This window comes from Alloyangia pacifica (assembly GCF_020524285.1).
GTDB lineage: Bacteria > Pseudomonadota > Alphaproteobacteria > Rhodobacterales > Rhodobacteraceae > Salipiger > Salipiger pacificus_B.
Genome location: NZ_JAIVKX010000021.1, coordinates 87049 through 108104, shown reverse-complemented (window position 1 = coordinate 108104; position 21056 = coordinate 87049). Strand labels below are relative to the sequence as shown.

Sequence of the window (21056 nt, the reverse complement as noted above, 5' to 3'; positions counted from 1 at the left end):
ATCTGTACGAGACTTCGGTGCCCGGAGAAGCCTTTACCTGTCTATGGGGTCAGCAGAAGCGCGACCCCCGCAGAAGGAGAAAAGAAGAGAAACCTCGCGAGACCTGAAAAGAGCAAACTTGGCGAAAGGGATGCTCACACCCTCGACAGCTCATCGATTGCATCAGATCGGATCGAGGTAATGTGTTTGCGCAGTACCTCGTCCACCTGCTCCCAGTCGCCCTTTCGCAAGCCCTCGACAATCGCAACGTGCTGGTCGAAGCTGTCCTCGCGCCGCTGTTTGAACCTTGCGTTCAACGCGGTTCGAATGGTCGCGATGCGCGCTTCGACCAGATCGAAGGCGTTCTGCACGAGGCTGTTGCCACAGAAGTCGAAGAACAAATTGTGGAACTCGGTGTCGATACGCACGTATCCGATCTCGTCGCCCGCCTGCATCCGCTCGCGCATCCGCTCCACCGTGTCAGACAGCGCCGCGAGAAAGCCCTCGCGGTCGGCCGCCATCGACAGCCGGAGCGCCTCGCGCTCCAGCATGAGCCGATAGTCGCAAATCTCTGCCACATCGGCCGCCGTGGGCTGAAAGACGAAACTGCCGCGCTTCGGCTTGATGGTGACCAGACCGGTGAACTGAAGCGCGTTGAGCGCGTCGCGCACCGGCGATCTGCTGACCCCGAAGGCGGTGGCCAGCTTGTCCTCTGAGATATTCTCGCCGAACTTGTAGTGGCCATCGATGATCGCTTCGCGCAGCCGTTCGACGACGATCTCGGTCAGCGTCTTCGGTTGTTCGATCTGCATCTTCCGGTTCACGCTCATTCGGCTCGCCTTGTTCTCGGGCGCCCGCCGGCGCAACCCCGACGTCTTAGCACGTGGGGCAATGTCAGGAAATCCAGCCTTACGCGAGGTCTGCCAGCTGTGCGTCGCGGGCTGCTGCAGCGTCACGCGCGGCGCCGATGAGGAACGACACGTCGTTGACGCCGGCCACGAGGGTGAACCCGCGTGCGCGCAGGTCGGCCCAGTCCCGCCCGCCGCCGCAGACGGTCGCCAACAGCCCGCCGGCCTCGATCACCGCCTGTTCGACCTCGGCAAAGGCCGCCTGCGGGGTCGGATGTTCCATCTGCTCCATGTGGCCCAGCGTCGCCGCCAGGTCGTTGGGGCCGAGGAAGATCCCGTCCACACCCTCCACCGCGCAGATACCGGGCAGCGCATCGATGCTCTCGCGGGTCTCGCATTGCACGAACAGCAGCACGTCCTCGTTTGCCGAGCGCACCGCGTAATCCGGGCGCGTGCCATAGTCCGAGCCGCGCACGATGGGTGCCGCGTAGCCGCGCCCCACCCCGCCGCTGCCGCGCACCGGGTAGCGGCACGAGGCGGCGATGTCGCGCGCCTGCTCGACGCTGTTCACCATGGGCACGACGATCGAGCGGAAACCGCGGTCGAGCACCTTCTTGAGCGTGGTGTCCGACCCGTCGGGAACGCGCAGGATCACCTCGCCGCCCGCGGCCTCGACGGCCCGGGCCACGGCAACCCAGGTCTCGAGGTTGCCGATACCGTGTTCGCCGTCGATCAGCACCACCGGCCAGCCGTGGCGCACGAAGATCTCGGCAATGTCGGGATGGCCCAGTTCGGCCCAGGCGGCGGCGACGAACTCGCCTTTCTGCAAGCGGGATTTCAGAGCGTTCATGTGTCGGACTTTCCGTTTGCGGGCGTGTCGAAGACCTTGCCCGGATTAAGCAGCCCCTGCGGATCCAGCGCGGCCTTGATGCGGGCCATCAGCGCTAGTTCCTTCTCGGACCGGGTGTAGGAGAGATAGGGCTTTTTCAACAGGCCGATGCCGTGTTCCGCCGAGATCGTACCGCCGAAATCGCGCACGGTGTCGTAGACGATCGCGCTGATGCGTTTCATCGGCGGCTGCGCCTGCGCGCGGTCAAGCGCGACGATGTGCAGGTTGCCGTCGCCGATATGGCCGTAGTAGACTGACAACGCCTCGGGCATGTCCTCTTTCAGCCGCGCCCGGCAGGCATCGGCAAATTCGTTCATCTTGGTCTGCGGCAGACCGATGTCAAAGGCGCAATGCGGCCCCAGCACCGTCTGGAACTCGGCGCAGGCGTCGCGCACGTCCCAGAAGGACTGCACGTCGCCAAGGCTTTGCGAGATGGCCGCATCCGCGATGATCCCCTCCTCGAAGACTCCTTCGATCCAGGACATGAAACGCGGCCCGTCGATGGCCTCGTCGAGACCTTGCGCCTCAAGCAGCACATACATCTCGTGCGTGCCCCCGAGCGGGCTGCGCGCCCCGACCTCCTCGGTGACGACCTGCCAGTAGTCCGGCCACATCACCTCAAAGGCAGAAAGCATCGGGCCCAGACCAAGCCGGGCTGCAGCCAGAAGCTTCAGTACGTCGTCGTAAGAGGACAATCCGCAGAGGGCCGCATTGACGCAACCCGGTTTCGGATGCATGCGCAGCACCGCGCGGGTGACGATGCCCAGCGTGCCCTCGGAGCCGATGAACAGCTGCTTCAGGTCGTAGCCGGCGTTGTTCTTCAGCATCTTGTTGAGGCCGTCGATCAATGTGCCGTCCGGCAGCGCATATTCGAGCCCGAGCACCATCTCGCGCGTCATGCCGTAGCGGATCACCCGGTTGCCGCCGGCGTTGGTACCGATGTTGCCGCCGATCTGGCACGACCCTCGCGCGCCGAGGTCGAGCGGGATGAAGAACCCGGCCTCGTCCGCCGCCTTCTGGATCACCTCGAGCGGCGTGCCGGCGCGCACGGTCATCGTCGCGGCGGCGGGGTCGATCTCCTCGACACCGTTCAGCCGCTCGAGCGAGATGGCGACGCAGCCCGCGACCGGGTGCGCGCCCCCGGCAAGCCCCGTCAGCCCGCCCTGCGCCACCATCGGCACGCCGTGCTCGGCACAGATCCTGACCGCCTCGGAGACGCCTGCGGGGCTGTCGGGGCGGACCACGGCCAGCGGTGCCACATCCGGCAGGAAGCTTGTGTCATGCAGGTTCCGCGCGGGCACGGCATCGCCGGTGAAGAGGGCGGCTCCGGGAAAGGCCTCGGCCAGGGCGGCAAGGCAGGAAGCGGTGTCGAGAGGCATGGAGGCTCCGGTCGATGGAACAGGGAAAGAAAGTTCTGGAAGACCGGCGCGCGCACGGGAGGACGCCGCGCCGGTCTCATGTCCGGCCCGCAGGCCGGACATATTCAGGAGCCGCCGCGAACGGTTTCGAGTTCCTGCAGCAGGCGGTCGAGGTTCTCTTGGCCGACCGACTCCGCGGCCGCTTCGTAGACCGGTCCGACCAGCTCGCGCAGCTTGTCCATCTCGGCGGCGGGCATCTCGTTGATCTCCATGCCTTCCGAGGTCAGCAGCTCCGCGGCCTCACCGACGGCGGCACGCGAGCGGTCGATCTGCGCGTCACGCGCCTCGGCGGCGCAGGACGACACGAGCGCCTGCTCGTCGGCGTTCAGCCCCTCCCAGACCTGCAGCGACATCAGGACCGGCGTCGGCGAATAGGCGTGACGGGTCAGCGTCAGGTACTTCTGCACCTCGTAGAACTTGCTCGCCTCGATCAGCGGCAGCGGGTTCTCCTGCCCGTCGACAGCGCCGGTCTCGAGCGCGGTGAAGACCTCGCCGAAGGCCATCGGCACCGGGTTCGCGCCGAGACGGCGGAAGGTGTCGAGGAAGATCGGGTTCTGCATCACGCGGACGTTCAGGCCCTCGAAATCCGACACCGCGTTCAGCGGGCGCTTGGAGTTGGTCGCATTGCGGAAACCATTCTCCCAGATCGACAGCAGCACGAGGTCATGCGCGGGCATCTTCTCGGCCAGATAGTCGAAGTAGGGGCCGGTCATGATGGCATCCACTTCCTCGTCGTTGGCAAAGACGAAGGGCAACGAGAACACGCCCATTGCAGGCTCGATGCCGGCGATCGCGGCGGCGCCGGTCACCACCATCTCGATCGAGCCCGAACGCACCGACTGGGTCGCCTCGGCGTCATCGCCGAGCTGGCCGGAGTAGAAACCGCGCAGCTTCATCGACCCGTCCGATCCACCGGCGAGGCATTCGGACATGGCATCGACGCCGGCGGCCACGGGGTGATCCTTGGATGCGCCGTTCGACACTTTGAAAGTGTGGCGGCCGAAATCCGCCGCCAGCGCCGGGCTGGTCAGGGCAGTCGCCGTGAGAACGACGGCCGCGAGGGTCTTGAACTTGAACTTCATGGTAGGTCTCCTCCTAAGTGAAGCGGGGTCGGTCAGCGCAGCCAGTTCAGCGGCGCCAGCACGAGTTGCGGGAACAGCACGAGCAGCACCAACACGGTGATCTGCGCGATCAGGAAAGGGGCAGCGCCCTTGGCCACCTTGTGCAGTGGCACGCCGGAGACGCCCGCCGAGACGCTGAGCACGATGCCGACAGGCGGCGTGACAAGTCCGATGGCGCAATTGATGACGAAGAGCACGCCGAAGTAGATCGGGTCGATGCCGGCCTCCTCGACCACGGGCAGGAGCACTGGGGCGAGGATCAGGATGGTCGGCCCCATGTCCAGCATCGTGCCGATCATCAGCACCAGCGCCATGATGACGATCAGCAGCAGCGTCGGGCTGTCCACCAGCGGGCCGACGAGGTCCAGCACGATGCCCGACAGATCGGCGATGGTGATGAACCACGCGGTCGCCAGTGCCGCGGCGGCCAGCATCATCACCACCGAAGTGGTCAGCGCGGCATCGCGGAACACGCCGAACAGATCCTTGAACTTGAGCTCGCGGTGCACGACCATGCCCACGAAGATCGCGTACACCGCTGCGATCACCGCGGCCTCGGTCGGGGTGACCACGCCAAAGCGGATGCCGCCGAGAATGATCACCGGCATGCCCAGCGACCACAGCGCCTTGCGGGTCTCCCTGATGCGCACGCCCCAGCCCTGGCGCGGCTGCGGCTGCACGTTGTCACGGCGCGCCACGATCAGCCAGGCGATGATCGCGCCGAGCCCCATCATCACGCCCGGCACGATGCCGGCCATGAACAACTGGGTGATCGACAGGTTGGTCGCCACGGCGAAGATTATGTAGGCGATCGACGGCGGGATGATCGGGGCAATCACGCCGCCCGAGGCCATGAGCCCGACCGAGCGCGCCTCGTCATGGCCCGACTGTTTCATCATCGGCAGCATGATGGCGATCAGCGCCGCGCTGTCTGCCGCGGCCGAGCCCGACAGCGAGGCGAGGATGATCGCGGCAAAGATCGCCACCACGCCAAGACCGCCGCGCACGTGACCGACGAAGGCCATGGCGAAGCCGATGATCCGACGGGACATGCCGCCCGCGTTCATCAGCTCGCCCGCCAGCAGGAAGAACGGGATCGCCAGCAGCGAGAAGTTGTTGGCTCCCACCACCATCCGCTGAGAGATGATCTGCGGATCGAAGAGGTCCATGTGCAGCCCCATGGCCGCCGCGCAGATGATCAGCGCGAAGGCGACGGGCACGCCTATGACGAGGCTGACGCCGAGCGTCAGGATGAACAGGACAAGGGTCATTTGTGCACCTCGATCTCGCTTTCAGCCGCGGTGGGATGTCCGGGGGCTTCGGTCAGGCGGCCCGTGGCGTATCCGAGCATTCGCAGTCCGGCCATCAGCCCCACGAGCGAGGACATCGGGATCAGCACGCCAAACACCCAGATCATCGGCATGCGGGTGACCGGGGCGATGTTGGTCGCGTTGACATGGAACTGCTGCAGGGTGCCCACGAGGATCAGGATGCAGACCCCCAGCACCGCGCCATTGGCGACGGTCAGAAGGACCCGGCGCACCCGCGCGCTGACCGTCGTTATCACGAGGTCGAAGCCCATGTGCATGTTGTGCCGCATCGCCACGATCGCGCCGAGGAAGATTAGCCAGACGAAGAAGAAGCGCGAAAGCTCCTCGCTCATATCGATGCCCGAGCCGAAGCCGTAGCGCAGCACCACATTGGCAAAGACCATGATCGTCATGCCGGCCAGCAGGAACACCAGCACCCATTCGAGTGCCCTGAAGAAACAGTCGATCAGTTTCACCGCCGGCCTCCTGCGATCCGAATGATTTCGCCCGTGGTGTAGGACGCATCGAACAGCAGCCATTCCGCCGCCTCCGCCACCTCGTCCGAGCTGCCCATGCGCTGCATGGGGATGCCCTCGGCCGCCCGCGCACGCGCGGCAGCATCGGTCATCACCGCGTCCTGGATCGGCGTGTCGATGATGCCCGGCGACAGGGCGTTGACACGGACCTCCGGGGCGAAGTCCCGGGCCATGGCGCGGGTCAGCGCCATGATCGCCCCCTTCGATGCGCCGTAGCTTGCAAAGCCCGGCGCACCGCCGTTCTCCCCGGCAATCGAGGCCATGTTGACCATGGACGCCGCAGGATGCGGACTGCGGGCCGCAATGAAGCACGCGGCGACCTGCATGAAGCCGGTCACGTTGATTGCAAGCACCCGCGCGACCTCGGCGGGATCGAGGTCGTCCCAATCCATCCGGTGCCCGAGGATGCCCGCATTGTTGACGAGGTGGGTCACGCCCTCGAGCGACGCGGCGGCCTCGGTCACCGCGTGCGCATCGGAAACATCCACCTGCCGGGTCTCGACGCTGTCGCCGAGCTCGGCCCGCGCGGCTTCAAGCGCCGGGGCCGAGATATCCCAAAGGATCGCCCGCATGCCGCGGACCACGACCCGCCGCGCCACGGCGAGGCCGATGCCCGACCCCGCACCGGTGATAAGTACTCTTGCTGTCATGTCGCCTCTTTCATTCGCCGTGGCGGTGGGCAAAGGCCTGATGCGCCTGCAGGTCCACCACGTCGCAGAACTCCGCGTAGCTGAGCGCCGCGCCGCCACCGGGCCGACCACCGGACTTCAGCCGCGCCATCGCGCCCGCCGTCGCCTGCGCTGCTGCAAACAGGCCGGTGACCGCGTACATGACGACGGAGAACCCCATTTCCTGCACCTCGTCGAAGGTCAGTTGTGCCGCATCGGTGCCATCCACGAGGCTCAGCACCTTCGGCCCCTCGACGCGGGCAGCGATCTGCTCGACCTCCGCGCGGGTCTTGACCCCATCGACGAAAACCATGTCGATGCCAGTGTCGCGGTAGCGCGCGGCGCGGCTGACCGCTTCGTCGACCCCCTGCCCCGGCAGCGCGTCGGTGCGCCCGATCAGGACGATGTCTTCCGAACCGCGTGCCTCGACGGCGGCGCTGAGCCGGGCCGCCGCCTCTTCGGCCGGCACGAGGCGGATGCCCGACAACTGGCCGCAGCGCTTCGGGCTGACCTGGTCCTCGATGTGCATCGCCGCGACACCGCCCTGCAGGTATTCGCGTACCGTGCGGGCCACGTTGAGCGCCCCGCCGTAGCCGGTATCGGCATCGGCGATCACCGGGATATCGACCGCCCGCACCATGGCGCGGGCATGGTCGGCCATCTCGGTTTGGGTCATCAGGCCGAGGTCAGGCTTGCCAAGCCGCATGGCCGTCGCCCCGAGCCCGGTCATGTAGACCGCGTCAAACCCCTGGGCCTGTACGATTCGGGCACTCAGCGCGTCGGCGGCGCCGGGCGCCACGGAGAACAGGCCCTGCTCAAGGCGGGCACGCAACAAGTTTTCGCGGGTCATCTTTCCTCCTCAGGCTCAGGCTCTGCCTCCTCAGGCACCTGACCGTCTCCAGCTGATGTGTAACATGTTACATGTAAGAACTGTCAAGCGCGAGTTTTTACCCTTCCGGCGCCTCGTCGATCTCGGGCGCGAGACTCCGGTGACCGCCTCGGACATCACGAATGTCGGCGGCCTGCGCGCGAAGCGGCCTTCAGCGATCGCGGCGCTGCTGCCGATGATCGCGGATGGGAATTTCGATGCCATCCCGGTGCTGGAGCGCGGAGGGATCGTCGGTATTTTTTCGCAGGGGGCTGATCGCTGCACTCGCGGGTCAAGCGCTTCGGCTGCCGCCAAGTCGTATAAAGAGAACGCGATTTCCCATGCCGCCGCGCCGTCGCTGTGACCTGACGTTGTCGCAGATAGCTTTCCTTCACGACTTGGAGCTAGTCAGCATCGTTCCGGTGTCGCCCGCGCGGAACATCCCCGCTTGCCAGGATGTAGATCTCGGGTGTGAACTTTAGGTCGACCATAAGGTCGGACTTAGAACCACTCTCAAATCCCCATCAGACGGCTCTCACCAGAGGCGTAAGTGCATTCGGCTGATGTCAGCCCAATGCTGCCGAGAGGTGCAGCATACTTCGATGCAAGAGAACGATACGCACCCAGCCTGATTTGGCGAACTAGATTAAGAGGGCTTAGCTCGTAGGATAATATAGCACATATTTCAATTGTGTTCCCTATGCGCCCACTTGGGCGAGGAAGGATGCTTTGTAAGAAATTTCAAATCATCGTTCCCTCCGTAACTTTTGAGAAAAATTCCCCATTTCGGTCTGAACCAAAATTTGAAACAACATTTGCCCAGGCAATTCAATAAATTTGTGGCTCAACCAAGATACAAATAGCGTCACAAACCCTACCAAGATGAGCTGCGCCTCTAGCGGAATCTCCGAAATTACTAATTCTGACGCCCATATGACCGGCATATGCCAAAGGTATATCGAAAACGATACGCGACCTCCAAATGTAGCAAAGCGGCAACCCAGTATCTTATGAGCAAGAGGACTGTAGATGGAGAGGACAAGGAAGAGGCAGCAAGCAAACAGAACGTAGGGATCGGAATAGGCTGACTGGCTGCGATATACGTTAAGAAACCTCTCAGAAATACCAGGGTAGGTCACAAGGATAAAGAAGCCCGAGAAAAGCCAAAGAACGTTCAAAGTTCTCGCGTTGATTTTAAAGTCCTTCGATTTTACGCAAGAATTTTTCCGGGAGCAGAGTAGAGACAAGGCGGCACCAACACCAAAAATATGCAAATACTGGACTAGAGACTCTTTAGGAAGTTCGTTCTCATGACCTCTAAACGACCACCCCAAAGCTACAATAAGAAAAATTGAGAAAATTCCGATCCTCCTATCTATAAAAAATCCAAGCCAAATGAACGGAAATATGAAATAAAATCGGCACTCAGTAACTATTGACCACATAACACTCACACTCTCGACCAAAGCAATACTCTTTAGTGCGACCAAGTAATCAATCTTGTAAAATGGCAAGTCATTGCCTAGATGACTCAACAACACTCCAATAAAAAGGGAGAACAAAAAAAGAGGCATAACCCTGCCAAGCCTCCGCGAAAGATATATCTTAAGCTCTCTGAGAGAAAAGCCTGAATTGAAATATTTATAACCCATGAAATATCCACTCAGGCAGAAAAACATCACGACGCCGATTTGCTCCGCACCTCCACCAAATGTTTTCGCAAAGATTCCAGTCTGATTCGAGAAGTGCCCCAATAAAACAATAAGCGCCGCAAGAAATCTGTAGCCATCAAGAGAATTGATATGCATAGTATTTAATCCGAAGAATAAAATGAGTTTAGTGCAAAATTTTCTAAAAATTCCCAAGCCAAAAATACGCCTCTAGGCGCGATCAGCTTAAGGCTTTACCTCTCCCGTTCACGGAGGAGAATGTTCACCTCAAAAGGCATGCTATCGTACGCATAGTGAGCTGCAAGATGTAGAATATTTTAATCGTACAACTTATAGCTTATTGCGCATTGCTTTATGGATAACATCTGCCGATTTTCTTACTCAGAAGACGGGTGATGACGCTAAGCACAATAGTCCCCCAAACACACATGACTCGCAGGCATGAATTTAGTAAACGAATGATTAAAATTAGTACGTTTCCAATGACTTGCACTCGTGCACGTTAATCTATTGGGAGTCAGGAACCCGCTCCCTCGATGCAATAGCAGCAAGAATATCGTTCACGTCATGCGGGAGCGGAGAGCCAAACACCCGCTTTCTGAGCCACCCGGGGGAACTCAGTCAATTCGGTCCTGCTTCGAGATTTATCGGCGGCATTTCTGATCATCTGCTGCACTTGCGACTTCTTCCGCAGCACCAGCCTGGCATACCGGCTTGGTCAGTCGGCCTGAAGACGACCGAACAGCTGGATAACCTCCTGGCTTCCTCGCGCAAATGCCTGTTTGGGATGCGAACCTTTGCTTTCAACCCGCGCGTAGTCGCGCCAATCCTCGCGTTGGAACGAATGCCACAGGTGCTCGAGGTCAGAGCGTTTTTCGACTGCCAAGGCTCGATGGGTTTGGCTCAGGGGGCTGAAGAGAGTGCGAATTTGTTCCTCTCGAAATTGCTCTGAGAGGTGCCCATAGGTGTTGCTGACCGTGATCGTATTTGCGTGCCCGAGCTGCTTTGCGACGATTTCCAGAGGAACTCCGGCACGAACCAGATCACTCGCATAAGTGTGGCGTAGGCCATGAAAGACAAAAGCCTTGGGAAGGCCCGCTTCCGCAACCGCCCGCCTGAAGAGGTTGCCGTGTTGGCGTCTCCAGACTTGTCCCATGTCGGACGTGAAGACCGGGTCCCGGTCCTGCTTGCTTTCGCAACATGAGAGAAAAAATGCCATACCCTCGTCCGGAAGAAAGACGAACCTTGCCGCACCTCTCTTGAAGGCTCCGACCCTGACCCCGAAGCCCTGCCGGCCGACATCCTCGACACGCAGTGCGCCTAGTTCACCCACGCGGCAGCCCGTGTAGAGCGCCGCGAGAACAAGTTTGCGGAGAGAGGGCGTACATACCCCGAGCAATCGCCGGCATTCTTCGCGCGTCAGGAATATCGTGCGCGGAGAATGCGCCACCGGAATTCGATGGAGGCATCGCCAAGGCCTCTCCGACTGGATGCGGCTGCTGTCCCACGCGTGCCGAAAGGCCATACGCAAGATGCTGAGCAGCGAGTTGAAGGTCCGCTTTCGTCTGCGTAGCACATCGACTGACAGTTCCTGCACCTCCTTGCGCGAGGAGTAGGGCATGAAGCCGAAACGCGGCGGCGTCTCAATCACCTGCTTGGCGAGCGCCAGAACGTCGGTCGCGTCGAAGTCTTCGAGCGGTCGATGCGCAAAGCTCGGGATAAGGTGGTAGTTGATTAGAACAAGGTTATTGTAGTGACCACCGGGAGAGCGCGCTAAACGGGTCCAATCGGTGTAGTCGCGCAGCGCATGGCCGACCGTGTAGACATCCCCGATGGGGCAGATGCTGATTTCTCGGGTCCTGCCGATCGGCTTCGGCTCGTTCGAGAGCTTCTGCATGTCAGACTGCGCAAACCAGGCGAAGGCGCGCTCCACGGCGAGACCGAAAGCCACCTGCCCGCGTCCAAGGTCCAGGGCGGGCCCCAAGCACTTCTGGATATACCGCTTGTCCTTGGTCAGAATGCGAGCGGTCCAGTTGCAGATGCGACCGTCGGGTCGGTGAATGCCGAGGTGCCTGCATTTGAGAAGAGAATGCCAATAGGGTGTCTCGCGAAACCTCAGGGCCGTGATAGCCCCTTCATTGGCAAACGGGCACGCTTCGATTGCGTCGAGAGCTGTGGGTGGAATGAGCTCGGAAGAGGTCGGCGGAGACATCATGTCGTGCACCCTTGGCCACTCGCCAGCGATGCAAGTCTTACGCGCCTTGGCGAAGTCGTCCCGTCCAGAAACGACAATCTGCCGTCCAATTTTGGCTAAAGCGCAGGCTGCTGCGTCACTTCAAAGATGACTTGTCTTGCTCTTCGGCACGGCCCCAACCCTCGGAAGCAGCCTCTTGCTCCACTCGTTCAAGGAAAAATCGTCTAGCCTTTTCAGTAAGCCCGTACCGGCTGATGTAGTCAGACATCACGTCGCTCAAGGACACGGTATTCTTCATCTTTGCACTCCTTCCTCTCGGCACAGGATATCAATGAAATGCTGAACGGAAGGTTAATCCCGCGTCCGCGGCGCAGCCTCGCGGGCTTTCTGGGCAGCGCGTTCGACCAATTCGAGCCCTTTCCGGACTAGTTAGCTTGAGCTGTGGCTGCCCCATTATCTTTAGAGGGCATGATTTGGGTACCCCAGCGCCCCGCTGGTACGCCTCGACACGAGCGCGCAACATGGCGAAGCGCGCGGCTCCGTCGAAGGGTATGACTTCGCGACGCTCAATGCTTTCGGTGCATCAACGCTTGAGCGCAACGCGGACCAGATCGTCGCGCTGTAACTGACCAAGAAGCCGCTGCCGCAGCGCGGCTGCGCCATCCTCCCGCAGGTCATCGTTGAAATCACCGAGTTTAGGCTCGAGCACCGAAACCGAGATACCTGCGTCTCTGGCCCGCGTGCTCAGCTTGTCTGCCGCGGCCTGCCCGGCATCGTCGAGATCTCGCGCGATGTAGAGCTGGCGGATCCCTTTGGGCAGATCGACGGCGCCGAGGTGCGCAGCCGAAAGCGCAGCCCAAACCGGAAGACCCGGAAGGGCCTCGCAGAGCGACAGCATGGTCTCGAGACCTTCACCGATCGCAAGGCACTCGCCCGGGGGGTCGATCTTCACGACATTGCCCAGAAGTTCCCCCATGGCCCGGCGTTGCACCTCGACGGATGCCTTGTCCGACCCATCCTCTGCGAGCCAGGTGCGATGTACGCCGCGAAGACGCCCTGCCCTGTCGGTCACCGCCGCGATCAGGGCGGGGCGCGCCTTGGACGCGGCCTCGTCGTGATCGCGATGCCAGCAGCGCGGATGAAAGCGCAGCGCCGACGCGGACGCGGCGCGGGTGATGCCGCGGCTTTGGAGGTAGATTTCCGCAAGACTCCCGGAAAGTGGGACCGACGCCTCAAAGAGGCGCTTCGCGGATATCCGGTTGCCGGATGTGCTCCTGCGCCTTCGGGGCGTGCTCGGATGCGCCGCCGGCATGGGGCGCCCGAGGTGTGCCCGGACCTCCTCCAGAAGATCGGGAAACCGCGCGATCCCAGTCCGCGCCTTGATGATGTCGAGCAAATCACCGTATTCGCCAGTCGCACCATCGGTCCAGCGGCCGCTTGCGCCCTTGCCTTCATCGGGACCGGTGAGGCGCACGTAGAGCGAGCGCCCTGGCGTGTTCTGAAGGTCTCCAACCAACCAGTAGCCACCTTCGCGCCGCCCGGCGGAAAGATAGTGCCGGCACACGCTTTCGGCGTTCTGTGCCAGCTCGCGCAGCAGGTCCTGAGTTTCGGTATTCATGGCAAAATCAATCTTTGCTTGTCGCATGTTTCCCGGGCTCAAGGGACTTGTAGGTGCCTGAAGAGATGTAAAATCCGACCCCTGGAAGATCCGCTATCCCCTGACAGCCCGCCTCATACCGGCGATGGCCGACAGGTTTCCGAAGCGCTGTTTCGCAAACTGTTCGCGCGCTCTGGCGGCTAGCTGGCGCGCGAGAGATCCGCATCGGGGATGCAGACCAAGCTACAGGTCGCACACGGCTGGAACGCGTCGTCTGCCGAAGAGGCGGCGCAGCTCGCGTGCGTCGAGGCCCGTCTCCGCGATCACCTGTTTCTTCGGCACCAAGGGGTCGGCCCATAGGAGGCCCGCCTTGCCGAGGGTCTCAAGTCGCGTCCGTTGTCGAGGTTCCTCCTCGACCGATCCAATCTCCGCTTCATAGGCGGAGTGGTTGAATTGGTTCATTGCTTTCCCTTTCCCGGCAGACCCCACCAACACGCGGCCCACCGTCTTCTGCGGCGCAGCTGGTCGCGCCGTAATGGGAAGTAACAAGAGCTTACACGTTGACTGCAATGTGAATGACTCAACCTGAGCGGGACTTTGCTTACCCTACGTAACTGCGGCCATTTTGCGGCTTCCCGCTCCACGCCTCTGGCGCAATTGCGCGCGTATTCCGCCACTTACGCGCCCTTTACCTGTGCGCAGAGTCCATCCTCTCGAGCGCGCGCGGTCCCTCCAGATGGACGGCGCCTCAATCGCCCTGTCGCATCGCACTGGCCCCGCCACTACTCTGCATTCCGGCGCATCGACAGCCCGATCAGCCCACCAACGATATTCAGAGTGCCTTCCTCGTAGCGCCGTGTCATGGCCCGCAGATACCCGCCGGGGCTGAGGATCGGTGTCTCGGGATCGCCGGCCCTGGCATCGAGAATGAACACGCACCAGGTCGCGTCTTCCACGCCCATCTTTCGCACTGCATCGTCCCAGGCGGATCGGTTGATGCCGAGCTCGGGCAGCCGGCAAAGCGCGGCGACGGTAAAATCATGCAGGTGCAGACTCGACCAGCCGCCCCGGCCCTGCCGGCGCGCGTCGAGGTAGAAGCGCATCTCCTCGGAGGCGAGCGGGATGAATGTCTGGATCGGGAGGTTTGTGAGGATTTTGGACTTGTGCTCGGCGGCCCCCGCCCCAGCTTTTTCTTCTCGGCAAGACGGCGCGCCGCGAGGCGTGGCGTCCTCATCATCCGAGTGCGCGGGCTTGCCCGCGCTCCGCTGATCAACGCCAGCGTTACAAGGTACTTCGTTAAAATCTTGAATTGTATCTTGTATATAGGACCGCTCGTTTTCGTGCGGTCCACCGTGCGTTTCTGACATCGCCGGCAGCAGATCCAGCGCCGCAGTGCAGAGCACGTCCGCCTCGGCGACATGCGCCTCCAGCTCCTCGAGCGACATCCGGTGCAGCTTGTCCGCGCTTGGCCAGGCCTCGAAGGCGTCCGTAATGTCCTGAACCTCGGCCGCCTGCCCGTGTTCCGCGATCAGCTCAGCGAGGCAACTCTTCAGGTGCTTCTTGTGGATGCTGCGAAGCCCGCGCAGCTTCGCGTGCTGCCGGCGTCCCTCTTCGATCCCCTCGCGGAGAGCCAGGAATTCCTGGCACCTTTTGATGGCCACAGAGAAATACACACCGCATCCGACAAAGCCCGAGCGCGCGCCGTTGCCCATGGTGCGCTTCTCGATCAGCCCTGCCGCGACCAGCTGCGCCTCGTCCGCCCGAATCCGGCTTGGCGAGACGTTCCGCTTCTTGGCGATCTCGGATTGGGCGAGATAGCAGCAGGGCTCTTCCTCGCCGCTCTTGAAGGCGCTGGGGCGGGTGGCACCGATCATGGTGCGGAAGGTCGCGAGCGCGGCACTTCTGACTCCGAGCAGCGGGGCCACGGCGTCAATCAGCGCAACGAAGCCGTCGCGCTCCATACCCTGCGGCAAAGAGGGGAAGGAGATGTGTTGTCGGGTCGGTAAAATGGCTTCAGCCATATGCATCGGTCTGTATTCCTCGTCCGGTATTGGCGAGGCGGCGCCAGACAAGATTTACCCATTCGCACAGGTGCGTTTTTCCTTGTCTGCCATTGGGGGAGGCTGATAGAGTCGCAAGTGATGAGGCTTGCTTCCAAGGGTTTGCACACCCTTGTTCTAAGAGCTCCCCCGTGAAGGTTGCCGCCTTCGCGGGGTTTCTTATTTGGGGGGTGGGGAAGCTGCTCCTTTCTCTCCAAGCGCCGCTTGCGGCGACGCGCCTGCCACTCAAGACCCGCTCTGCAAGCCGCGACCTCGCGCGGCGGCCGGGCCGCTAGTAATTCACCTGCTCGTAGTCGTAGTTGCCCTCATAGTCCGACCAGTCCACGAAGACCGATCGGCGCGAAATGTAAGTGCAGCTTTCGCCCCAGCCTTCATCGCCGACAAAGGCAGCCGGCAGCGCCGAGGGACTGCTGTCTCGCCAGTAGAAATCGCCCTGCACGCCATAGCGGCCGACACGCACGCGGCTCTGCCGCTCGCAGTGGTCATTGTCGCTGCCCCGCTCGCGCTGGCGCATGTATTCGACGCTGTAGACCCGGATCGAGCGCACGAAGTCGAAGACCGGATCGCTGATGTCGATATCGGCCACGCCATGCTCGGAGGTGTAGTCGGCGATCTGCTGCAAGAGGGCGCGTCTCGGGGCGTCTCCAACCGCAGCCTCTTTCATCACCGCAGAGATGAGCCCGTCCATCGGCACTGCACCTTCACCCATGCCAGCTTGGGTGCCGCTGGATTCCGACGGCGATTGGACCGGGTGCGCGCGCCGGTCAAACGCAACATCATAGAGGCGCTGTTCCGGCGTTCGGTCCTCGTTTCCCGGATAGGTCGCATGCATCGGGCAGCGCCAGATCTGCAGCGGCGGCTCGATCGGCGACGGGGTGATCCGGCGGATGAACTCCGTCTTTGCCGCAACGCAGGGCGCCGAAGCGGGCCAGCCGCCGGAGAGACAAAGCAGGATCGCGCAATCGATCTGGTAGGCGCACGCCGGGTGCGATGTCACGGTCAGGCTCCCGGCAAATGCCAGGGCAGCCGTGGCTGAAGCGCCAAGGAGATGTTTCATCGCCCTACTCCCGCAAAAGGTGTGCCGTAAACTAAACACATCACTTCCTGAATCGTCCAGCATGTTTTCTGCACGATACATCACTTTCGAATATGTTTCTCATCTGAATTAATGACTTGCAGGCGCGCGTAGGCCTTGAGTGCCGCGTCGATGTCCTGCCGCGCTGTCTCTTCCGCCAGCTCAAGACACCGCAGGTAGCGCTGTGCCTCGGTAAAGTAGCTCGAGAACTCGAGCCCGAGCTCATTGCGGTATTCCTCGAGAACGTCCTGCGGCAGGTCTGCGGTAGGAACCGGTGGCGGCACACAGTCCAGCGCTGTCGTTTGCGCAGGCGCGGTCCCCGCTAGCGTCACCGCGACCAAGGCTGCTCCGGAGGCAGCGCATCTTACACAGCGGGTGGCAGGCATATACATCCACGTCATGTATATAACATCACTTTTAGACATTTTTAACGTTTTATAGTTTTACTAATTATGTATTGCACCATGATGTGTTTCGCGCTACCCAAAAAGTGTGTATGCCTCCTCCGTGTCACTCGACAAATCGAACGACCCCAGGAACGAGGCAAAAAAAATGCGAGAAGTTTCACCAGTGATTACGCTTGCGGGAGTGAGGGAAACCCTGGAAGCCGGTGGGACAGTTGAAGTCGAGTGCATCGAAGCGCCAGAGCGCGTGAGCAACCAATTTCAGGCCGCGTGGAAGTTCTACGCCGTTGCCGAGATTGACGGTCAAACGCACCGACTGCTTCTTGTCCACGGTAGGGATATCAAGACGAAGACCATCCGAACTCTGACAGGTCTCCTGTCCTTCGGCATGGATCTCGGCGTCTCCCCCATTTCCGTTCCGCGTCACGTAGGAGAGCGCGCGGTCTGGAAAACCTATGAGGACACGTCAAAAGACTAGACGATTTTGTGCCTCCGCCGCGCTCGCGGCTATGGCACCCTGGGCCCACGCCGAGGTCATCGACCTCGGGGGCCCGCGAGACGCGGGGCGGGTCACCGCCTCGGTTCTCGACTTCGGCAAGCCGAGGGATTTTTCTTCTGAAGCCGGGGGCACGCAGGCAATTGCTGCCGCCGTTGCCCCCTCCCGTCCCGGCCTTTCGCGCCGTCACGGCTCTGCTGAGGTCGAGCGGCTGATCTCGAGCATCGCGCAGGCCCACGCCCACCATCCGGGGCTCCGCCGCGCGGGCATCTCCCCTGTGGAGTGGATCGCCCTCTTCCGGGCCAATATCGCCATCGAGAGCAATTTCCGGCAATCGGCCCGCTCGCACGTGGGCGCGATCGGCCTTGGCCAGCTCATGCCCGGAACCGCGCAGGTCCTCGGTGTCGACCCGCACGACCCGCGCGAGAACCTCGACGGGTCGGCCCGCTACCTCCTCATGCAGCTCGAAGAATTTGGATCGGTGCCCCTGGCGCTTGCCGCCTACAACGCCGGTCCGGATGCCGTCGCCCGGTACCAGGGCATTCCTCCCTACCGGGAGACACAAGGGCACGTTCGCAAGGTGCTCGACGTCTACCTGGCAACCATCGGTAAGGACCGCATATGACCACGATCACGAAAGGGCTTATAGGCCGCCTCACCTCCCTCAACTGGAAGGGGCTGCTCTACCTCTTGCCCATCTTCGCGCTCATCGCCGAGCCCGCGCTGGCGCAGAACCTCGATCCGCTCGAGAACATGCTTGGCACGATTGTCGATGCGCTGACCGGCCCCATCGGCCGTCTGATCGCGATCCTCGCCCTCGTGGGGTCCGGCTATATGATGTTCACCGGCCGCCTCAACTGGCCGCTCTTTCTCGTCATTCTCGTCGGCGTTGTCATCGTCTTCTCCGCCGAAACCATCATCGACGGTTTCAAGGCCACCTGACGCCATGAGCCTCCCCGCCCCGCGTGGCGCGGGAGGCCTTCTTCGTTGGAGCGCATGACGATGCAAGAGCACCCCCTGTTTCTCGGGCTGACACGCCCTCCCAAGTTCTTCGGGCTTCCGCTAGGCTATTTCATCAGCCTAGCGCTCGGCTCGGTGATCCCCTTTGTGGCTTTTGATGATGTGCGGTTCCTCGGCATCGCCCTGATCGCCTACCCAATCCTCTGGCTCGTCGCGGACAGGAACCCGCATCTTTTCCAGATCGTCGCCGGGGTCCTCTCCACCACCCCGCGCACCCGGACCTACACGCGAAACGGGGGCGATCGCTATGTCTCTTAACCGCCTCTCCGCCCTCTTCGAGGACAGCGCCCTACTGCGCTCGGTACTGCCCGAGAGCCTCTTTGCCGAAGAGCCGGTGGCGCGCCACCTGCCCTATCTCTCGGCCCCCGAGGATGATCTCATCCTCACGCGCCAGGGCGATCTTCTGGCCTCGGCCGTCATCGGCGGCATCGACAGCTTCACCGCCGAGGCCCCGGAGATCGAAGCGCTGACGCAGGGCTTTGCCCGTCTTGTCGGCCAGCTTGGCGAGCGCTTCGGCTTTTATGTGAACAAGATCACCATCCCTGCGGATCTCGACCTCGCGCCTTTTGATGAGGCCGGTTTCGCCGCGGAGATCGACCGGCGCTGGCGCGAGACGATTGCCGCCAAATCCCTCAAGCGCCGGGTCCTGCTGCTCACGCTCGCCATGCGCCCGAGCGCAAGCCAGAAGATGGGGCTGGGCCGGGCCGTCAAATCCAGCTTCGAGGCTGACCTCGCGGTGCGCAAGGAGCGCATGGCCGAGGCCATGGGCCTTCTGCAGGCGATGTATCACGCGGTTGGGTTCCGGCGGCTGCGCGTCTCGGATGGCGACTGGCTCGGCTATCTCGGCACGATCCAGGGCCAGGAATTCCAGCCGATGCACGGGCAGCCCGGCCAGTTTCTCTCGGCCTCCATGACCAACGCCCAATACCTCTTCAAGGGAAAGCGCTTTGCCATCGACATTGGCATGACCCGCCGCTTCGGCGCGATTTTCGGGGTGAAGGCCTGGCCGAACAAGTCGCTGCCGACCGTGCTCGACGCGCTGGAGCTGCCCTATGACATCGTGGTCACCAACAGCTTCACGCCGATCCGCAACAACGAGGCCGAGGAAAAGATTGCCCGCACCGCGCGGCAGATGGGGGCGACCGAGGATGCCGCGCAGTCGCTGCGTGCGGGGCTTTACGATCTGCTCGACGACATCGCCTCCGGCCGCGGCGTGCTGGGCAAGCACCAGCTCACCGTCATGGTCACCGCTGAGAGCGAAAAGGCGCTGGAAGAGGCCGCCTCCGAGGTCTGGCGGGCAGGGCAGGAGTCGGGCGCGACGTTGGTGCGCGAGAGCTTTGCGGCCCGCGCCATGTTCTTCAGCCAGGCACCGGGCAACTGGCGCTACCGGCACCGGGCGGCGCTGACCACCTCGACCAACTTCGCGGACTTCGCCGCCTTCCATGCCGGCGCGCCCGGGCGCAACAAAGACCAATCCCCCTGGGGTGAGAATATCACCGCCCTGCCCTCGGTGTCGTCGTGCCAGTACCGGTTCAATTTCCACGAACCGGGATCGCGCACCGCCGAGCCTTCGGGCGGGCACACGCTTGTGCTGGGACGCCCGGGCTCGGGCAAGACGCTCGGCACCGCGTTCCTCATGGCCCAAGCCCGCCGCGTCGGCGCGCGTATCGTGGTCTTCGACAAGGACCTCGGCCTCGAGATGGCGGTGCGCGCCATGGGCGGTACCTACAGCACGGTCCGCATCGGTCAGCCCACCGGCTTCAATCCCTTCCTCACCGAGACCGACAGCCGCGGCGCGGCCTGGCTCACCGATTGGACCGCCAACATTCTCTCGCGCAGCGGCCGCCCGCTCGAGACCTTCCAGACCGTGGCGCTAAACGACGCGATCCGCCGCGTGGTTTCGGCCGAGCCCGAGCTGCGCAGCTTCTCGGCCCTGGCCTCGGCGGTGAACCAGACCGACGACGATGGCGATCTTGTCTCCCGCGTGCGCGAGTGGACCGCGGCGGGCCGCTTCGGCTGGCTTTTTGATGAGGAGGCAGAGACCGGCATTCAAATCGGCGAGGATGTCGTCGGCATCGACATGAGCGAGCTTCTGGATCTCGGCACCGAGCGCACGGCGCTTCTGGCCTACCTCTTTCGGCGGATCGAGCGCGTCATCGAGGACCGGCGCCCGACCATCCTCGTCATCGACGAGGCCTGGAAGATGCTGAACGACGAGATGTTCGTAAAGCGCCTGCAGGAATGGCTGGTCACCATGCGCAAGAAGAACTGCGTGGTGACGATGCTGACCCAGACCCCCGGCCATCTCGCGCAGTCGAGCGTGGGCGCGATCATCTCCGAGATGGTCTCGACGCAGATCCTATTTCCGAACCCGGCGGCTCATCCAGAGGACTACCGTATCCTCAAGCTCAATGACCGCGAGGCGGAGTTTGTCTCGCAAAGCACAGGCGGGTTGCGCCTCGCGCTGCTGCGCTCGGCCGGCGACAGCCTCTTCGTCAACTTCGACCTCTCAGGCCTCGGCCCGGATCTCGTCACCGTGCTCGGCGGCGGGGCGAAAGGCGAAGATCGCGCGCCCTTCGAGTGGCGCCGCAATTCTGATTTCTGGAAGGACATGGCATGACAAAGCTCCTCTCCACCGCTGCCCTGATACTGGCCCTCGCCGGCTGCGCCGCCGGCGTCTCGACCGGGCGCAAGTCGCCCTGCGCCGGCACGTTCCGGACCGAGGGCAGCTACGCGGTCATCCCGGCCACCGCGACGCGCGGCGCCGTGGTGAGCCGGGGCGCCGCGTCGCCTTCCCAAATGAGTTTTGCTGCGGAGGGGAGTGATGATTGCCAGTTCTCCCCGCTCTAAGTGGGCACCGATCTCAGCCGCATCGCGGACCGGGGCGGCGGGGCTGGGCGTGG

23 protein-coding genes are annotated in these 21056 nt (G+C 62.5%); 7 read left to right on the top strand and 16 right to left on the bottom strand.

Annotation, left to right across the window (positions count from 1 at the left end):
- Positions 1-134: 134 nt before the first annotated feature.
- The 8 genes from LC039_RS24070 to LC039_RS24035 form a co-directional block, all read right to left on the bottom strand.
- Positions 135-809, bottom strand: coding sequence for a GntR family transcriptional regulator (locus LC039_RS24070; protein ID WP_226628954.1), 675 nt, complete (start codon positions 807-809; stop codon positions 135-137).
- A 79-nt stretch (positions 810-888) separates the two neighbouring features.
- The gene (locus LC039_RS24065) at positions 889-1677 is read right to left on the bottom strand and encodes an HpcH/HpaI aldolase family protein (protein WP_226628953.1); all 789 of its coding nucleotides are present in this window, start codon (positions 1675-1677) and stop codon (positions 889-891) included.
- Positions 1674-3095, bottom strand: a complete 1422-nt coding sequence (locus tag LC039_RS24060) for an FAD-binding oxidoreductase (protein WP_226628952.1) — start codon at positions 3093-3095, stop codon at positions 1674-1676. Before LC039_RS24060 ends, LC039_RS24065 begins: the two co-directional genes overlap by 4 nt.
- 104 nt (positions 3096-3199) lie before the next feature.
- A complete protein-coding gene (locus tag LC039_RS24055) occupies positions 3200-4216 on the bottom strand; it encodes a DctP family TRAP transporter solute-binding subunit (protein ID WP_226628951.1) in 1017 nt (338 codons plus the stop codon).
- Positions 4217-4248: 32 nt separating this feature from the next.
- The gene (locus LC039_RS24050) at positions 4249-5526 is read right to left on the bottom strand and encodes a TRAP transporter large permease (RefSeq protein ID WP_226628949.1); all 1278 of its coding nucleotides are present in this window, start codon (positions 5524-5526) and stop codon (positions 4249-4251) included.
- Positions 5523-6041, bottom strand: a complete 519-nt coding sequence (locus tag LC039_RS24045) for a TRAP transporter small permease (RefSeq protein ID WP_226628948.1) — start codon at positions 6039-6041, stop codon at positions 5523-5525. The genes LC039_RS24050 and LC039_RS24045 overlap by 4 nt, the downstream gene beginning before the upstream one ends.
- Positions 6038-6751, bottom strand: a complete 714-nt coding sequence (locus LC039_RS24040; RefSeq protein ID WP_226628947.1) for an SDR family NAD(P)-dependent oxidoreductase — start codon at positions 6749-6751, stop codon at positions 6038-6040. Before LC039_RS24040 ends, LC039_RS24045 begins: the two co-directional genes overlap by 4 nt.
- Positions 6752-6761: 10 nt before the next feature.
- Complete coding sequence (locus tag LC039_RS24035; protein ID WP_226628946.1) at positions 6762-7619, bottom strand: isocitrate lyase/PEP mutase family protein; 858 nt, start codon at positions 7617-7619, stop codon at positions 6762-6764.
- Between the two features lie 139 nt (positions 7620-7758).
- Here LC039_RS24035 and LC039_RS24030 point away from each other — a divergent pair, with 139 nt between their 5' ends.
- Positions 7759-8001, top strand: coding sequence for a hypothetical protein (locus LC039_RS24030; protein WP_226628945.1), 243 nt, complete (start codon positions 7759-7761; stop codon positions 7999-8001).
- A gap of 382 nt (positions 8002-8383) precedes the next feature.
- Here LC039_RS24030 and LC039_RS24025 read toward each other — a convergent pair whose 3' ends face one another.
- From LC039_RS24025 to LC039_RS23990, 8 genes are all read right to left on the bottom strand, one after another.
- Positions 8384-9445, bottom strand: coding sequence for an acyltransferase family protein (locus LC039_RS24025; RefSeq protein WP_226628944.1), 1062 nt, complete (start codon positions 9443-9445; stop codon positions 8384-8386).
- A 580-nt stretch (positions 9446-10025) separates the two neighbouring features.
- Positions 10026-11519: a tyrosine-type recombinase/integrase gene (locus LC039_RS24020; RefSeq protein WP_226628943.1), complete on the bottom strand. Its 1494-nt coding sequence runs from the start codon at positions 11517-11519 to the stop codon at positions 10026-10028.
- Positions 11520-11637: 118 nt separating this feature from the next.
- Positions 11638-11799 (bottom strand): hypothetical protein, encoded by a 162-nt coding sequence (locus LC039_RS24015; protein WP_226628942.1) that lies wholly within the window; start codon positions 11797-11799, stop codon positions 11638-11640.
- A 285-nt stretch (positions 11800-12084) separates the two neighbouring features.
- On the bottom strand, positions 12085-13119 hold the full coding sequence (locus tag LC039_RS24010; protein WP_226628967.1) for a toprim domain-containing protein: 1035 nt from the start codon (positions 13117-13119) through the stop codon (positions 12085-12087).
- A gap of 222 nt (positions 13120-13341) precedes the next feature.
- Positions 13342-13560 carry a hypothetical protein gene (locus tag LC039_RS24005; RefSeq protein WP_226628941.1) on the bottom strand — a complete coding sequence of 73 codons (219 nt, stop codon included), beginning with the start codon at positions 13558-13560 and terminating at the stop codon, positions 13342-13344.
- A gap of 320 nt (positions 13561-13880) precedes the next feature.
- Complete coding sequence (gene repC, locus LC039_RS24000) at positions 13881-15119, bottom strand: replication initiation protein RepC (protein ID WP_226628940.1); 1239 nt, start codon at positions 15117-15119, stop codon at positions 13881-13883.
- Positions 15120-15429: 310 nt separating this feature from the next.
- Positions 15430-16215: a hypothetical protein gene (locus LC039_RS23995; RefSeq protein WP_226628939.1), complete on the bottom strand. Its 786-nt coding sequence runs from the start codon at positions 16213-16215 to the stop codon at positions 15430-15432.
- 80 nt (positions 16216-16295) lie between these two features.
- Positions 16296-16574 carry a hypothetical protein gene (locus LC039_RS23990; RefSeq protein ID WP_226628938.1) on the bottom strand — a complete coding sequence of 93 codons (279 nt, stop codon included), beginning with the start codon at positions 16572-16574 and terminating at the stop codon, positions 16296-16298.
- 166 nt (positions 16575-16740) lie between these two features.
- Here LC039_RS23990 and LC039_RS23985 point away from each other — a divergent pair, with 166 nt between their 5' ends.
- Genes LC039_RS23985 through LC039_RS23960 form a run of 6 tightly spaced genes read left to right on the top strand, consistent with a single transcriptional unit; the run spans position 16741 to position 21003 of the window.
- On the top strand, positions 16741-17115 hold the full coding sequence (locus tag LC039_RS23985) for a hypothetical protein (RefSeq protein ID WP_226628937.1): 375 nt from the start codon (positions 16741-16743) through the stop codon (positions 17113-17115).
- 31 nt (positions 17116-17146) lie between these two features.
- Positions 17147-17758, top strand: a complete 612-nt coding sequence (locus LC039_RS23980; protein ID WP_226628935.1) for a lytic transglycosylase domain-containing protein — start codon at positions 17147-17149, stop codon at positions 17756-17758.
- The gene (locus LC039_RS23975; RefSeq protein ID WP_226628934.1) at positions 17755-18075 is read left to right on the top strand and encodes a TrbC/VirB2 family protein; all 321 of its coding nucleotides are present in this window, start codon (positions 17755-17757) and stop codon (positions 18073-18075) included. Before LC039_RS23980 ends, LC039_RS23975 begins: the two co-directional genes overlap by 4 nt.
- 54 nt (positions 18076-18129) lie before the next feature.
- Positions 18130-18411: a type IV secretion system protein VirB3 gene (locus LC039_RS23970; RefSeq protein ID WP_226628966.1), complete on the top strand. Its 282-nt coding sequence runs from the start codon at positions 18130-18132 to the stop codon at positions 18409-18411.
- The gene (locus tag LC039_RS23965; RefSeq protein WP_226628932.1) at positions 18401-20773 is read left to right on the top strand and encodes a type IV secretion system protein B4; all 2373 of its coding nucleotides are present in this window, start codon (positions 18401-18403) and stop codon (positions 20771-20773) included. The genes LC039_RS23970 and LC039_RS23965 overlap by 11 nt, the downstream gene beginning before the upstream one ends.
- Complete coding sequence (locus LC039_RS23960; protein ID WP_226628929.1) at positions 20770-21003, top strand: hypothetical protein; 234 nt, start codon at positions 20770-20772, stop codon at positions 21001-21003. Before LC039_RS23965 ends, LC039_RS23960 begins: the two co-directional genes overlap by 4 nt.
- The last annotated feature ends 53 nt before the right edge of the window (positions 21004-21056 follow it).

Coding starts and splice junctions, on each gene's coding strand:
- LC039_RS23965 (WP_226628932.1), top strand. CDS start 18,401: ATGTCTCTTAACCGCCTCTCCGCCCTCTTCGAGGACAGCGCCCTACTG.
- LC039_RS24015 (WP_226628942.1), bottom strand. CDS start 11,799: ATGAAGAATACCGTGTCCTTGAGCGACGTGATGTCTGACTACATCAGC.
- LC039_RS24020 (WP_226628943.1), bottom strand. CDS start 11,519: ATGTCTCCGCCGACCTCTTCCGAGCTCATTCCACCCACAGCTCTCGAC.
- LC039_RS24025 (WP_226628944.1), bottom strand. CDS start 9,445: ATGCATATCAATTCTCTTGATGGCTACAGATTTCTTGCGGCGCTTATT.
- LC039_RS23970 (WP_226628966.1), top strand. CDS start 18,130: ATGACGATGCAAGAGCACCCCCTGTTTCTCGGGCTGACACGCCCTCCC.
- LC039_RS23995 (WP_226628939.1), bottom strand. CDS start 16,215: ATGAAACATCTCCTTGGCGCTTCAGCCACGGCTGCCCTGGCATTTGCC.
- LC039_RS23980 (WP_226628935.1), top strand. CDS start 17,147: ATGGCACCCTGGGCCCACGCCGAGGTCATCGACCTCGGGGGCCCGCGA.
- LC039_RS23960 (WP_226628929.1), top strand. CDS start 20,770: ATGACAAAGCTCCTCTCCACCGCTGCCCTGATACTGGCCCTCGCCGGC.
- LC039_RS24010 (WP_226628967.1), bottom strand. CDS start 13,119: ATGAATACCGAAACTCAGGACCTGCTGCGCGAGCTGGCACAGAACGCC.
- LC039_RS24040 (WP_226628947.1), bottom strand. CDS start 6,751: ATGACAGCAAGAGTACTTATCACCGGTGCGGGGTCGGGCATCGGCCTC.
- LC039_RS24070 (WP_226628954.1), bottom strand. CDS start 809: ATGAGCGTGAACCGGAAGATGCAGATCGAACAACCGAAGACGCTGACC.
- repC (WP_226628940.1), bottom strand. CDS start 15,119: ATGGCTGAAGCCATTTTACCGACCCGACAACACATCTCCTTCCCCTCT.
- LC039_RS24005 (WP_226628941.1), bottom strand. CDS start 13,560: ATGAACCAATTCAACCACTCCGCCTATGAAGCGGAGATTGGATCGGTC.
- LC039_RS24055 (WP_226628951.1), bottom strand. CDS start 4,216: ATGAAGTTCAAGTTCAAGACCCTCGCGGCCGTCGTTCTCACGGCGACT.
- LC039_RS24035 (WP_226628946.1), bottom strand. CDS start 7,619: ATGACCCGCGAAAACTTGTTGCGTGCCCGCCTTGAGCAGGGCCTGTTC.
- LC039_RS23975 (WP_226628934.1), top strand. CDS start 17,755: ATGACCACGATCACGAAAGGGCTTATAGGCCGCCTCACCTCCCTCAAC.
- LC039_RS24060 (WP_226628952.1), bottom strand. CDS start 3,095: ATGCCTCTCGACACCGCTTCCTGCCTTGCCGCCCTGGCCGAGGCCTTT.
- LC039_RS24065 (WP_226628953.1), bottom strand. CDS start 1,677: ATGAACGCTCTGAAATCCCGCTTGCAGAAAGGCGAGTTCGTCGCCGCC.
- LC039_RS24050 (WP_226628949.1), bottom strand. CDS start 5,526: ATGACCCTTGTCCTGTTCATCCTGACGCTCGGCGTCAGCCTCGTCATA.